12 protein-coding genes, 1 tRNA gene and 1 pseudogene are annotated in these 12,856 nt (G+C 55.6%); 10 read left to right on the forward strand and 4 right to left on the reverse strand.

Annotation, left to right across the window (positions count from 1 at the left end):
* Window positions 1–48 precede the first annotated feature (48 nt).
* Window positions 49–249 (reverse strand): DDE-type integrase/transposase/recombinase, encoded by a 201-nt coding sequence (locus GRX64_RS19810; RefSeq protein ID WP_427901673.1) that lies wholly within the window; start codon window positions 247–249, stop codon window positions 49–51.
* A 242-nt stretch (window positions 250–491) separates the two neighbouring features.
* Between GRX64_RS19810 and pqqA the strand changes: the two genes are divergently transcribed.
* The 7 genes and pseudogenes from pqqA to GRX64_RS18600 all read left to right on the forward strand — a co-directional run bounded on the left by pqqA (window position 492) and on the right by GRX64_RS18600 (window position 5,575).
* Window positions 492–563 (forward strand): pyrroloquinoline quinone precursor peptide PqqA, encoded by a 72-nt coding sequence (gene pqqA / locus GRX64_RS18575; RefSeq protein WP_166269816.1) that lies wholly within the window; start codon window positions 492–494, stop codon window positions 561–563.
* A gap of 57 nt (window positions 564–620) precedes the next feature.
* Entirely contained in the window at window positions 621–1,550 is a 930-nt protein-coding gene (gene pqqB / locus GRX64_RS18580; RefSeq protein WP_166269532.1) for a pyrroloquinoline quinone biosynthesis protein PqqB, read from the forward strand.
* Window positions 1,547–2,302 (forward strand): pyrroloquinoline-quinone synthase PqqC, encoded by a 756-nt coding sequence (gene pqqC, locus GRX64_RS18585; RefSeq protein WP_166269534.1) that lies wholly within the window; start codon window positions 1,547–1,549, stop codon window positions 2,300–2,302. The genes pqqB and pqqC overlap by 4 nt, the downstream gene beginning before the upstream one ends.
* Window positions 2,302–2,580: a pyrroloquinoline quinone biosynthesis peptide chaperone PqqD gene (pqqD, locus tag GRX64_RS18590; protein WP_166269536.1), complete on the forward strand. Its 279-nt coding sequence runs from the start codon at window positions 2,302–2,304 to the stop codon at window positions 2,578–2,580. Before pqqC ends, pqqD begins: the two co-directional genes overlap by 1 nt.
* Window positions 2,577–3,731, forward strand: a pseudogene (gene pqqE / locus GRX64_RS18595) (pyrroloquinoline quinone biosynthesis protein PqqE). The gene pqqD and the pseudogene pqqE overlap by 4 nt, the downstream one beginning before the upstream one ends.
* Before the next feature lie 19 nt (window positions 3,732–3,750).
* Window positions 3,751–4,131 carry a hypothetical protein gene (locus GRX64_RS19670; protein ID WP_235937749.1) on the forward strand — a complete coding sequence of 127 codons (381 nt, stop codon included), beginning with the start codon at window positions 3,751–3,753 and terminating at the stop codon, window positions 4,129–4,131.
* Between the two features lie 130 nt (window positions 4,132–4,261).
* On the forward strand, window positions 4,262–5,575 hold the full coding sequence (locus GRX64_RS18600; protein WP_235937750.1) for an alpha/beta hydrolase family protein: 1,314 nt from the start codon (window positions 4,262–4,264) through the stop codon (window positions 5,573–5,575).
* A 212-nt stretch (window positions 5,576–5,787) separates the two neighbouring features.
* Here the strand turns inward: GRX64_RS18600 and GRX64_RS18605 are convergent, their stop codons facing one another.
* The 3 genes from GRX64_RS18605 to GRX64_RS18615 form a co-directional block, all read right to left on the reverse strand.
* Window positions 5,788–7,098 (reverse strand): PQQ-dependent sugar dehydrogenase, encoded by a 1,311-nt coding sequence (locus GRX64_RS18605; protein WP_207308837.1) that lies wholly within the window; start codon window positions 7,096–7,098, stop codon window positions 5,788–5,790.
* An 11-nt stretch (window positions 7,099–7,109) separates the two neighbouring features.
* A complete protein-coding gene (locus GRX64_RS18610; protein ID WP_207308838.1) occupies window positions 7,110–7,448 on the reverse strand; it encodes a c-type cytochrome in 339 nt (112 codons plus the stop codon).
* Between the two features lie 520 nt (window positions 7,449–7,968).
* A tRNA-Arg gene (locus GRX64_RS18615) sits at window positions 7,969–8,045 on the reverse strand.
* A gap of 700 nt (window positions 8,046–8,745) precedes the next feature.
* Between GRX64_RS18615 and GRX64_RS18620 the strand changes: the two genes are divergently transcribed.
* From GRX64_RS18620 to GRX64_RS18630, 3 genes are all read left to right on the forward strand, one after another.
* Window positions 8,746–10,056: a nucleotide sugar dehydrogenase gene (locus tag GRX64_RS18620; RefSeq protein ID WP_166269538.1), complete on the forward strand. Its 1,311-nt coding sequence runs from the start codon at window positions 8,746–8,748 to the stop codon at window positions 10,054–10,056.
* A 91-nt stretch (window positions 10,057–10,147) separates the two neighbouring features.
* On the forward strand, window positions 10,148–11,623 hold the full coding sequence (locus tag GRX64_RS18625; RefSeq protein ID WP_427901678.1) for a glycosyltransferase family 2 protein: 1,476 nt from the start codon (window positions 10,148–10,150) through the stop codon (window positions 11,621–11,623).
* A 59-nt stretch (window positions 11,624–11,682) separates the two neighbouring features.
* On the forward strand, window positions 11,683–12,852 hold the full coding sequence (locus GRX64_RS18630; protein ID WP_166269542.1) for a PilZ domain-containing protein: 1,170 nt from the start codon (window positions 11,683–11,685) through the stop codon (window positions 12,850–12,852).
* The last annotated feature ends 4 nt before the right edge of the window (window positions 12,853–12,856 follow it).

A 12,856-nucleotide genomic window follows, 5' to 3' on the forward strand; every position in this document is an offset into this window, starting at 1 on the left:
CCGCTGTGGCCTGAACTCTACTTTTGAAGCCCCTGGAAAAAGGGGGGATTACCCGCCCATCTCACGGGGATTGCAGGAGCACAAAACGACATCGCCACCCTGGTCCACTGCCCGCCACAGATAGTGGAACTCGCCGATGATCTTCACGAACACCTCATCGATGTAGAAGGTGTCGCCATAACCATCGCGTTTTTGCTCCAGACGAACCGCATATTTTGGCCCAAACTTGTTGCACCTCAGGCAAACCAAATCATGGCTTACGGTGGCGCCCTCCCTCCCGCTCAGATTTTAGGGGTACGGTGACAATACCTGCTTCGCAGAGGCTCTAACCAGTCAATAAGTCCTTATGACCCGGGGGGGGGGGGGCTGCTGGCGAAATGCATGTTCAAAAATACTATGCTGTCGGGTTTAAAGTAATGCTAGTATGAAAATCACGCTATAGGAGTGTCTCCAGTAGCGTGTGAATCTCAACAAAAATAAGGAGTGACATCATGTGGACCAAACCAGCCTATGAAGATCTGAGGATTGGCTTCGAAGTAACCATGTATTTTTCCAACCGTTAAAGAAATTGAACGGATGGCCAGTCGACAGCACTGGCCAATTCTCTCGGAGTCTTCTCCATGCAGGTTCGTGTACTTGGTTCCGCCGCCGGCGGAGGCTTTCCCCAATGGAACTGCAATTGTCACAATTGTGACGGCTTCAGGAAAGGCGCCCTGAATGCCCAGAGCAGGACTCAATCCTCCATCGCCATCAGTGAAGATGGTGAACGCTGGATACTGTGTAATGCTTCCCCGGATATTCGTGCCCAATTGGCCTCTTTCGAAGCGATGCAGCCGGGCAGGGCATTGCGTGACACCGGCATAAATGCCGTTCTGCTCATTGACAGCCAAGTGGATCACGCCACGGGCTTGTTGATGCTTCGGGAAGGCATGCCCTTGGATGTTTGGTGTACAGCGCAGGTTCATGATGACTTGAGCAGTGGATTCCCATTGTTCAGAATGCTTGAGCACTGGAACGGTGGCCCCCAGTGGCATGAGGTTCCGGCGACAGACCAAGTCTCTTTTACCATTCCTTGCGCGCCCTCTCTCACACTGACTGCAATACCGCTGCTGAGCAATGCGCCGCCTTATTCACCCAGGCGCAACCATCCCCATCCTGGCGATAACATCGGCCTGTTCATCGAGGATTCGCGAACCGGAAAGACCTTGCTATATGCGCCAGGCCTTGGCCAGCCAGATGACAATATCCTCGCCTGGATGGCCAGAGCAGACACCCTCCTGGTGGATGGCACCGTTTGGCAGGATGATGAAATGCTGCGCTGCGAAGTCGGCACCCGCACCGGCCAGGAAATGGGGCACCTGGCCCAGAGCGGGCCGGGTGGCATGATTGAAGTGCTTGATAGTATGTCGGCGTCCCGCAAGATTCTGATCCATATCAACAACACCAATCCCATCCTTGATGAGTCGTCACCGGAGCGGGCCACACTGGCCAGTCATAAAATCGAGGTGGCCTACGACGGGATGCACCTTGAGCTTACGGGGCAGGCATGAACGCAGCAGTTACAACGGCCATGGGTCGCGCAGATTTTGAGCAGGCGTTGCGGCGCAAGGGTCACTACTACCATATCCATCATCCATACCATCGAGATATGTATAGCGGCAAATGCACGCCGGAGGAGATCCGGGGATGGGTCGCGAACCGTTATTATTACCAGGTAAACATCCCCCGAAAAGATGCAGCGATTATGGCCAATTGCCCGGATGCATCGGTGCGCAGGCTCTGGCTGCAGCGGATTCTGGATCATGACGGGCACGACGACAACAAGGGTGGTATCGAAGCCTGGCTGAACCTTGCTGAAGCGGTGGGGCTGAGTCGGGAAGAGGTCATTGACCAGCGCCACGTGCTGCCCGGTGTGCGATTTGCCGTCGATGCCTATCTGCACTTCGCTCGCCGGGCGACGTGGCAGGAAGCGGCCTGTTCATCGTTGACCGAGTTATTTGCACCGGAGATTCATCAGTCGCGACTGGAAAGCTGGCCAAATCATTACCCCTGGATCAAGACTGAGGGCTACTCCTATTTTCGCAAGCGGTTGTCCGAGGCCAGGCGGGATGTTGAGCATGGCCTGACAATCACCCTGGATCATTTTACAACGGCAAATCAGCAAGCCCGGGCTCTCGAAATTCTGCAGTTTAAACTGGATATTTTGTGGACCATGCTGGATGCCCTTACGATGGCCTATCGCCATCGGACACCACCGTATCATTCTGTGACTGACCAGTCAGTTTGGCACCGGGGGCTTTGATGGACTTTGAAAATGCCAACAAAGTGCCTCGTCTGAGGCTGGGCTTCCGATTTCAGTGGGAGCCTGCTCAGAATGCGCATGTCCTGCTTTATCCGGAAGGTATGGTACGACTGAATGAAAGTGCTGGGGCCGTCCTTAGTGAGGTTGATGGACAACGGTCGGTTGCGGATATCGTGGCGACCCTGGAAAAGCAATTTCCAGAGGCTGGACCACTGATGACCGACGTCTGGGATTTTCTGGAAGACGCCGAACAGAAAAGCTGGATTGAATTTAGATGAGTCACGAAATCTCCTCAATCAATGGCCCGGGTACCGAAATTGGTCCTCCTTTCTGGCTGCTGGCTGAGTTGACGTATCGTTGTCCGCTTTAGTGTCCCTACTGCTCCAATCCACTGGACTTCGCCAATACCCAGAAAGAGCTGAGCACTGAAGAATGGGTGAGCGTGCTTCGTCAGGGTCGGGAGATGGGAGCGGCGCAATTGGGGTTTTCGGGTGGTGAGCCCCTGGTTCGGCAAGATCTGGCTGAACTGATTGCCGAGGCCCGTCATCTCGGCTATTACTCGAACCTAATTACTTCAGGGTTGGGGCTTACTGCTGCCAAAGTCCAGGCATTCAGGGATGCCGGGCTGGATCACATCCAGGTGAGCTTTCAGGCGTCTGACCCAGAGTTGAACAATGCCGTGGCGGGGTCCCGGAAAGCCTTCGAGCAAAAGCTGGCTATGGCCCGGGCGGTAAAAGAAGCCGGCTACCCCATGGTGCTTAACTTTGTTATTCACCGACACAACATCCATCAGATGATCGACATCATCGACCTTTGCGACCGTCTTGATGCTGATTACGTGGAACTGGCGACTTGCCAATATTACGGATGGGCGTTCAAGAATCGCGCGGGTCTTATGCCGTCCCACGCGCAGTTGATTACCGCCGAAGCGGAGGTTGATGCCTACCGCGAGCGGTTAGCGGCCAACGGCTCCCGAATGAAGTTGATTTTTGTAACGCCTGACTATTACGAAGAACGCCCGAAAGCCTGCATGAACGGTTGGGGTAGCCTGTTCCTGACAGTGGCGCTGGACGGCACTGCCCTGCCTTGCCACAGTGCCCGGCTGCTGCCCATCGAGTTTCCCAACGTCCGGGAGTCGGGACTGCGTTCTATCTGGTATGACAGCCCGGGTTTTAACCACTATCGTGGAGATAGCTGGATGCCCGAGCCCTGCCGGTCCTGTGACGAAAAGGGTAAGGATTTCGGAGGCTGTCGTTGTCAGGCCTACCTGCTGACCGGCGATGCCGACAATGCTGACCCGGTGTGCAGCAAATCGTCCCACCATGACCGGATTCTGGCGGCGCGCCGGGCGGCTGACCACGCTACCACCGGCCTTGAGGATCTTACCTATCGTAACACGGAAAACTCCCGACTTTTCTTCCGGGGCTGATACCCGCCGACTGACGGCCGTGCAGGCGGCAGAAGGACTTGTTCAACGCAGCGAGCTTGTTGCCTCCGAAGCGGGCGTGTTCTGGCTAGAATCTGACCCGTCGTCCGGCCTCAACCTGATTCACACCACCGCTGACAATTCCAACGGGCCAGTATCCGTATCGAAGCCACTATCAAAAACACTGGGTGTTCGCAGTCAGGTAAACGGCTATGGCGGCGGCGCCTTGTGCGCGGCCCCGGACCGGCTCTTTGCGGTAGAGGCATCGAGTCAGCAGATTCATACCATTAATCCTGAAACCGGACACTCTGAACCTTTCACCAGTGATCCGGATGCCAGTTACGGCGGTCTGGCATGGGATATGGCCGGGGTTCGTCTGCTTGCAGTGCGGGGAGTACGCTGATTGCCAGCAACTGGTATTCCTTGAACAGGGGCGGCCGCGGGTACTTCATCAGGGCGAACATTTCTATAGCGCGCCCGCAGTATCCGATAATGGCCAACGACTGGCATGGTTCAGTTGGTCTTTGCCGGATATGCCGTGGGTTGCTTCTGCGCTCTGGCTTGCATCTATTGGTGGTGATGGATTGCCAGTCGATGCGAGACTGGTTCCAATGTCGCCTCTGGCGTCGCGAACAGGCTGTGTGCAGCAGCCGGTGTTTATAGGGGAGACGCTTTACGTTTTATCCGATCATGAAGGCTGGTGGCAGCCGTGGCAATTGACGGAAAAAAGTGAGTGGCGTTGTCTTGACGATACCCGGGCGGATCAGGCTAGTGCGCCCTGGCAGCTGGGAGAAAGCCACCATGTTGCGTTTTCAGACCGTGGATGGCTTCGGGTGCGTTACTGTGAGGGTATCGGACAGCTCTGGTGGCAGGTAGACGCGGACGCAGCACCCGTTCGACTGGCAGAACAGTACGTGGATTTTCGCTGTCTCAGGGTTCAGGGCGTCCGTGCAGTCTGTATTGCGCGGGCAGCTGACAGGCTGGATTCCGTTCTGTCGATTGACTCAGAGACCGGCCAGATTCGCTGCCTCGCCGGTGGTGAGCAGCCATTCGGCAAGGTTGTTCTCTCGCCCCCCGAACCCTTCCGAATTCCTGCGGCCGGGCAGGACGGATCAAGCGTCAGCGGCTTTTACTATGCTCCGGTACATTTCTCATCCGGTCAGACAGACTCGCCGCCACTAGTGATGATTGCCCATGGTGGCCCTACGTCTATGGTTTGTCCGGTGCTCAATCCTCAGGTTCAGTTTCTGTGCCATCAGGGCTTCGCTGTAGCCGAAGTGAATTACCGTGGCAGTTCCGGTTTTGGTCGTGACTTCCGCATGGCCCGTGCCGGGCAATGGGGACTGTTAGACGTTCGGGACATGGAAAGTGCAGCAAGGAGCCTTGTCAGTTCCGGAAAAGCCAGCCGCCAGTCCGTGTTCATACAGGGGCGCAGCTCCGGTGGCTACACGGCTTTGATGGCCCTAGTTTCGTCAGACTATTTCACCGCCGGCGTAAGCCAGTTCGGCGTCAGCGATCCCGAGCGACTGCGGCAGATGACCCATCGTTTTGAGTCCGGTTATCTGGACTGGCTTCTGGGGCCACTGGATCGGGTGCCACACCAGTGGGAGCAGCGCTCGCCTTTGGCTCAGGCCAGGCGAATCCGGCGACCAATGGCGTTCTTTCAGGGCGGCCAGGACTCTGTGGTCGTGCCCGAACAGACTCGAAGTATGGCGGAAGCGATTCGGGCAAATGGCCAGCAACCTCTGGTCCGGATTTACCCGGATGAAGGCCACGGATTCAGAAAAGCTGGAAACCAGGCAGATATGTTGAGCACGCTCGCTGATTTTTACCGTCAGTATGACTGAGTCTTTTAAAGATAGAAGCCTGTGAATCACTTATGGCAATCATTAGATCGGCAGATCTGAGTAACAAGTAAAGGTTTGCTTCACCCTCTGTGATCTTGGGAGCGTTGTTGGAGAACGCTTGGAATCCCGTGATAGCCGCAAAAAAAGAGGCGGTCAAGCCTGAGCCTGACCGCCTCGGAGGGTTCCAGATTCACTATGGTAATAGTGATCGGTTACTTATTACTGGTGGCGGTTACCTGGAAAATCTCACCCTCGTCTACAGCAACGTAGAGTGAATTATCCGGCGCCAATACCAGGCCACGGAAACGCTTCTGGGAGCCCAAAGGCATGCGGGTGATGCCGTTAATGCCGAGTCCGTCAGGTGTGATGCTGACCATATCGATGCGCTGACCGATGGGCGTGCCGCCGAAGCCGATGCCCAGAACACCCGTTGCTAGACGACCCTCATAAATACCCCAGTTTTCACCCTTCAGGAACGCAGCCGATGAGGTGCCCTGGGACAACCCGTTGTTGTTCCAGGTTGGGGGCATCAGATCGTCAAACCGAGTGTCACTCATGGGCATGTACGCCGCACGAACCGCAGGATCCATTCCATCCATTTGGTTTGGAGTGTAGCCACAGTACTCGTCGGGACATTCGCCGCGACCGGCGATATTCTGCTGGGGATCCCAGCCCGCATTTCCGCCGTTCACAAGGGCCGTGATTTCGTCGCTGTGCCACGGACCATGCTCAGCGGTAAACGCCTTGCCATCGCTTGGGCGAAAATCGATGCCTTGCACGTTACGATGACCGTAGGTGTATATCCGCTTATCGAAGCCTTCTGGCGGGTTGTTTTCCGGATGTGCATTACCGTCTGTATCGACGCGCAGTACCTTACCGCACAGCAGTGTTGGAGACTGTGGGCAGACACCTCTGTGGCGATCGCCGCCCGCTATCCATAGGTACCCACCAGGGCCCACACGCAGGCGTCCGCCATTGTGCGCACCCGGGCCGCCGAAGGGCTGGTCTGACTCGAATGGCTTGTACTGAATGTCTTTGACAATATCGGTTCTATCAACGACTTTCTTGAGGTCTTCGCTCAAGGTTAGACGCATCACGATATTGCCATCACAACGTTCAAAGTTGGTTTTACAGCCACTCCCATGATATTTGTTTGACGTCGACGCAACATAAAGACGTCGATTCTGGTCAAAATGTCGATCCGCAGCTACCCCCATCATACCTGCCTGACCTTCGCAGAAGAGGTCAGCAGCGCTGCTGGCGTAACCCGATGAGCCTTTCATGCCGTAGATCTTAGTAACTTCTCCATCTGGCGAGCGCACGGATAAGCCTTTACACTTCTCGGTGAAGAACATCGTGCCATCAGAGCGAACATTCATATCCCAGGGTGATTCCAAACCGTCCAGGATCGGTGTTACCTTTATTGTTGGTACATCCATGCCGGCACCATAGGCAACTGAACCGCCCATAAGGAGGGCGGTCACTGCCGAGGTAACGAGCGACTTAGTGAGTAAATGTTTCACGGTAAGACTCCTTAGTTATTGTATTTTGCGTCTTTAAGGTAAACAGAGAGGTTTTCGATCTCTTCATCGGTTAGGGGCTTGGCCATCATGATCATCAGAGATGAATTCGGTCCGAACTTCTGGCCCTCTCGGTAGGCTTTCAGCTTTTCCCGAGTGTACTCAATGGGCTTACCCGAAACTTTTGGGTAGCTTGCAGCTCCTTTACCAGCTGGCCCATGGCATGCATGGCATGATTGATGAAAACGCTCTTCACCAGCTGCTGCATCACCAACTATCGCACTACTCGCAATCGCCGAATTCGATAAACCAAGAATCAGTGCCAGGGTCATAAGGCCGGCGTACTTGGACAAGTTGACTCTCCTATATGGTTCTTGTTTTTGGCGCCTCAAAAGCTGGTTTTAGAACCAGTCTTCAGAGTCACTTTTGAGCATTGACCATCGGCTTCAATCCGTCAAAGCCAAACACTGATACTTTGGTATAGATTTTGTTGCCGTTTAGCACTACCGGTTAATTTACGTCCCCATTGTTGGAAAGGTCCCAGAGCTAGACTAGTGAGCCGCCTCCATCGCTCTAAAAGGACCGCTTTTATTAGAAGCGGTCATTATTGGCAGTGTGAAATGCGCCTCGAAAATGTCCGCTTATGGGTGAGAGGCATCAATGTTCGCTTTTGTTTAAGAGCTTGTACCCACGTATTTATGAGTTCTGTCTCGGACGTTCATAGGCGCACGGCTTGTTTAGCGGTTTTCAGTGCAGAGGTCAGAATGACGTTTTTGAATAAAACTCGTTAAAAGGTGTGGACACACCATGGACACGATTTGGACACAGCCCAACAAAAAAGGCCTGCGTTTGCACGCAAGCTTTTGAAGATAATGGCGCGCCCGAGAGGATTCGAACCTCTGACCTCTGCCTCCGGAGGGCAGCGCTCTATCCAGCTGAGCTACGGGCGCTTGAAATAGACACTGCTGCATCAATTTCGAGTGCGCAATCTTACGTGCGCAAAGGCGCTCTGTCCAGTCTTCCCCCACATATCCGCGACTGTATACGCCCTTCCCTCCCGGGAGTGAATAGGCGTGTCCAATTGGCAATTGTTGCCTGCAAATTACGATTTTGACAACGGCCCAGGTGTGTCGCGGCCGCCTCCATGTATTAATAGTTTTTTAGTATAAAAAATTCACTTTTAATTCTATTTAGATAATTTCGCCGTCGCCTGACAGACATTTGGCGGACATTCGCTGAATTTATTTTTGTCCCTCCTGGTCCTTGAGCTCCCTGATGACGGGCGGTTGCGTTTTGCTGTGTCTCACTTTGCTCCAGACCTATGAAAGTTGCATGTAAAGGTCGGGTACCCAAAGAATTATCCTTTCGTAACAGGAAGTTAAGATTTTGTTTCTGTAGGTTTTAAAGCCGATTCACCAGCTCGCTGTCGGGATCGAGCGCCGGGTGTTTGCGCACCGAGTGTTGTTTCAGGCGGCGGAGCGGTGAACGCGCAAGCAGAAAACGGTGAACCTGGTTCTGGCGTCGGGGCGACGCATCGACAGAGGCAAGGCAATGACGTCATCAGGCTTGTAACCGCCGGAAAGCAGACGGCGGCTATTGGTGACACGTCAAGTACACGAACCATTGATGGAATGACAAGGGGATAGTGGGATGCGAGTAAGTATATTTGGTCTGGGATACGTGGGAGCCGTCTGTGCGGCCAGTCTGGCGCGCCGTGGTCATGAAATAATTGGGGTGGATGTTTCGCCGGTAAAGATCGACCTGATCAACAGCGGTCGGTCGCCGATTGTGGAACCGGGGTTGGAAGATTTGTTGTCGGAGGGTGTGCGGAGTCATCGCATTCACGGCGTTACGGACGGCTTCGATGCGGTGCATGACACCGACCTGTCGATGATCTGTGTCGGAACCCCCAGCAAGCCAAATGGCGATCTGGACCTGACATACGTGGAGAAGGTGTCCCGGGACATAGGGCTGGCCTTGCGCACAAAGCCCACATGGCACTTGGTGGTGGTGCGCAGCACCGTGCTGCCGCGCACCGTGCGAGACTTGGTGGTTCCGATACTGGAAGAGGCCTCTGGCAAGCGCGCCGGAGAGGGATTCGGCGTATGTGTGAACCCGGAGTTTCTGCGGGAAAGCACGGCGATCAAGGATTACGATCATCCGCCCATGACCGTGATTGGCGAGCTGGACGAACGCTCGGGCGACTTGCTGTCGGAAATCTATGGGGACCTGGATGCGCCTTTGATCCGCAAGCCCATCGAAGTCGCAGAAATGATCAAGTACACCTGCAACGTCTGGCACGCCACCAAGGTCAGCTTTGCCAATGAGATTGGCAACATTGCCAAATCCATGGGAGTTGATGGGCGCGATGTCATGGACGTGATGTGTCTCGACAACAAGCTCAATATTTCCCGTTATTACATGCGTCCTGGGTTTGCGTTCGGCGGCTCATGCCTGCCCAAGGACGTGCGGGCGCTGACCTACCGGGCCAGCCAGCTGGACGTTCGTCATCCGTTGCTCAGCTCCATCATGAGCAGCAACAATGAACAGGTCAGCCATGCCTTCAACATTGTCACCGGCTATGGCTGTCGCAAGATCAGCATGCTCGGCCTCAGCTTCAAATCGAACACCGATGACCTCCGTGAAAGTCCGCTTGTTGAGTTGGCCGAACTGCTGATCGGCAAAGGCTACGAGCTCAAGATATTCGATCGCAATGTGGACTATGCCCGCACGCATGGGGCCAATCGAGACTACATCAACCAAAAGATCCCCCATCTCTCCAACCTCATGGACAGCGACCTTCGTGGCGTTATTGAGCACGGTGACGTCATTGTGCTGGGTAACAACGATGAGCTGTTCGAAACCATCATCGCCGATGTGCCCGCAGGCAAGCGCGTGGTGGATCTGGTGGGTTTCATGAAGACCACCACCAACGACGTGCTTGAGGGCATTTGTTGGTAACGGCCTGAGTCCCGGTCCCTGCCTGGCAGGGACCGGGACGAGGCTCGAACGGGCTGTATGCAGATATCTGGAGAGCAAGACCATGTCTTGGATGACGAATAACGTCCTGTCGCGAGCGGGAGGCTGGTTATTGTATATCGCCATTCTTGGCGCCCTTGCGGTATCACTACCGCGGGAGTTTATCGTGCCGGGGGGAGCTCATTTCATTCTTTTGGTCGGTGGCATCGGGCTCTGGCGCTATTCGGTAGGCATTATTCATTTCGTGCGGGGAATGTACTTCCTGCATGTGGCTTATCCCCGTCTGCGGGCCGAGGCCAGAAAGCTTGGCGAGGAAGGTGCGCCGTCCCATGTGTATCTGATGGTGACCAGTTTCCGGATTGATGCAAAGACAACGGCCCAGGTGTACGAGTCCATTATTCGAGAGGCGGTCGAGTGTGGCTGGCCCACCACCGTGGTGGCGTCAATTGTCGAGCTTTCGGATGAGATGCTGATGCGGGCTCTGTGGCGTCGCCTGGACCCGCCCGAGCGTGTGACTTTGCGACTGGTGCGGATCCCTGGCACCGGCAAACGTGACGGCCTGGCCTACGGCTTTCGGGCCATTTCCCGGGACGTGCCAGATGATAACGCTGTGGTGGCCGTTGTCGACGGCGATACGGTGCTGAACCCCGGCGTTGTTCGCGGCACTGCCCCATACTTTCGCCTGATGCCAAATGTCGGCGCCCTCACTACCAATGAGTTTTGTGAGGTTCACGGCAGTTACCTGATGTCGGAGTGGCACAAGCTGCGGTTTGCCCAGCGTCACATCAACATGTGCTCAATGGGACTGGCCCGTCGCGTTTTGACATTGACCGGGCGTATGTCGGTGTTCCGCGCCAGCGTGATCACGCGCCCCGAGTTCATCGGCGATGTGGAATACGACTCGCTGAATCATTGGCGGCTGGGCCGCTTCCGCTTTCTGACCGGCGATGATAAATCCAGCTGGTTCAGCATGATGCGCTTGGGGTACGACACCTTTTACGTGCCAGACGCGTCCATTCACACGGTGGAACACCCGCCTGACCCGAGCTTTTTTCGGTCGGCCCGTCAGCTGATGTTTCGTTGGTACGGTAACTCGCTGCGCCAGAACAGCCGGGCGACCAAGCTGGGTCCCCGTCGGTTGGGGTGGTTCACCTGGTATGTGCTCTGGGATCAGCGGATCTCCATGTGGACCAGCATTCTGGGTCTGACGGCCGCCATCGTCGCCGCCGTCAAGTATTCGGGAATCATCCTGGTGGCCTACCTGCTTTGGATCGGCCTGACCCGTCTGGTGTTGAGCGCGCTGCTGGTGGCAACCGGGCACCCGGTGGGGCCCGCCTATCCGGTCATTCTCTACTTCAACCAGATCTTCGGATCGCTGATGAAGATCTATGTGTTCTTTCGACTCGATCGCCAGTCGTGGACGCGTCAGAAAACCAGCTTCAGTACCGACTCGGCGTCGTTCCAGCAGCGCCTGAACCGATGGTCATCCCGGATGATGACCTTTTCCGCCGCCAGCGTGTTTCTGGCGACCGTCATGTTCATCGTCTGAGTCGTCAATTTGCGGCATCGAACGTTCACAGAGAACTCACACTAGCAAAGGTTTAAGCAATGAATACGGCAGCGATAGCACCGAAGTTTGTCCATGAGTCCGAGGCCCAGCGACAGTACGCCCGGGTCAGAATGCCGGCGAATCTGTTTGTCAAACTCGATGGCACGATGATGAAGTTTCCCATTGCGGACGTGTCCGCCGGCGGATTCGGTATCAAGCTCGGGGACGAAACTCTGAGGCAGGGGCACGTCTACAACGGCCGAATCGTGTTCCGGATTGACGGGTTCGATTTCGCCGTGGACGTGGACTTTGTGCCCCGGAACATGGGAGGCAGTGGCGACCGATGCGGGTGTGAATTCCAGGATCTGGGCGCCAATGAGGTGTCCGTTCTGCGCTACCTGATCACGTCGTTCCTCAGTGGCGAGCTGGTTTCGGCCGGCGATGTCCTCAACACCCTGTCGCGGGAAAATTTCACCAAATCCCGCAAAAACAAAACCAGCCAGGCGTTGGGCTTTTTTGCCAGTGTCCGGGCAATGATCGTCAGTTTGATGGTGATGGGGGTGGGCCTCATTGCCGTGACTTTCGTGGGCTATCAGCTCTGGCAGATTTATTTCGTGACGACGGCCGAGTCCGCCATGGTGGCGTCCGAAAATGTGCCGGTCCGGGTTCCGAAAGACGCGAAAGTCACCACCCTGGTGGAAGCCGGCCAGCAGGTCGAGGCCGGCCAGGCCATCGCCACCTTCGATGCGCCGATGCTGTCGTACGTCAATGAGCTTGTGGGCAACGGCAACTACACCATTGAGCAGATTGAGGAGCTCCTGGGGCAGAGCGTCCGCGGCACGTTGACCAGTCCCTGTGATTGCAAGGTGCTGAACATGCTTCCCGCCAAGGATCAGTACATGAGCAAGGGCGAGAAGTTGGCCGTGGTGGCGCCGATGGACGCGACCGCCCACGTCATTGCCCGCTTCAAGTTTACCGATGGCGATGAGTTGGAAGAAGGCCAGTCGGTCACGTTGCGTTTGCCCGGCGGCGAGACCCGGATGGGGAGAATCGAGTCGCTTTTCGTGGACGCGGAAACCCCGAATCAGCCCGGTAATACCATTAATGCGCTGATTCAGGCGAATGAACCGTTACCGATGAACTCGGTGGGACGGCCGATCGGAGTCACCGTGGACGTCTTCCAGATGGCGGCCGTTGAAGGCCTTGTCGACCGCGTTTCAGGGAATTGAGCGG

Origin of the sequence: Marinobacter caseinilyticus, assembly GCF_011074955.1 — a bacterium.
Classification (GTDB): domain Bacteria; phylum Pseudomonadota; class Gammaproteobacteria; order Pseudomonadales; family Oleiphilaceae; genus Marinobacter; species Marinobacter caseinilyticus.

Coding starts and splice junctions, on each gene's coding strand:
- pqqB (WP_166269532.1), top strand. CDS start 621: ATGCAGGTTCGTGTACTTGGTTCCGCCGCCGGCGGAGGCTTTCCCCAA.
- pqqC (WP_166269534.1), top strand. CDS start 1,547: ATGAACGCAGCAGTTACAACGGCCATGGGTCGCGCAGATTTTGAGCAG.
- pqqD (WP_166269536.1), top strand. CDS start 2,302: ATGGACTTTGAAAATGCCAACAAAGTGCCTCGTCTGAGGCTGGGCTTC.
- GRX64_RS18600 (WP_235937750.1), top strand. CDS start 4,262: ATGCCGTGGGTTGCTTCTGCGCTCTGGCTTGCATCTATTGGTGGTGAT.
- GRX64_RS18620 (WP_166269538.1), top strand. CDS start 8,746: ATGCGAGTAAGTATATTTGGTCTGGGATACGTGGGAGCCGTCTGTGCG.
- GRX64_RS18625 (WP_427901678.1), top strand. CDS start 10,148: ATGACGAATAACGTCCTGTCGCGAGCGGGAGGCTGGTTATTGTATATC.
- GRX64_RS18630 (WP_166269542.1), top strand. CDS start 11,683: ATGAATACGGCAGCGATAGCACCGAAGTTTGTCCATGAGTCCGAGGCC.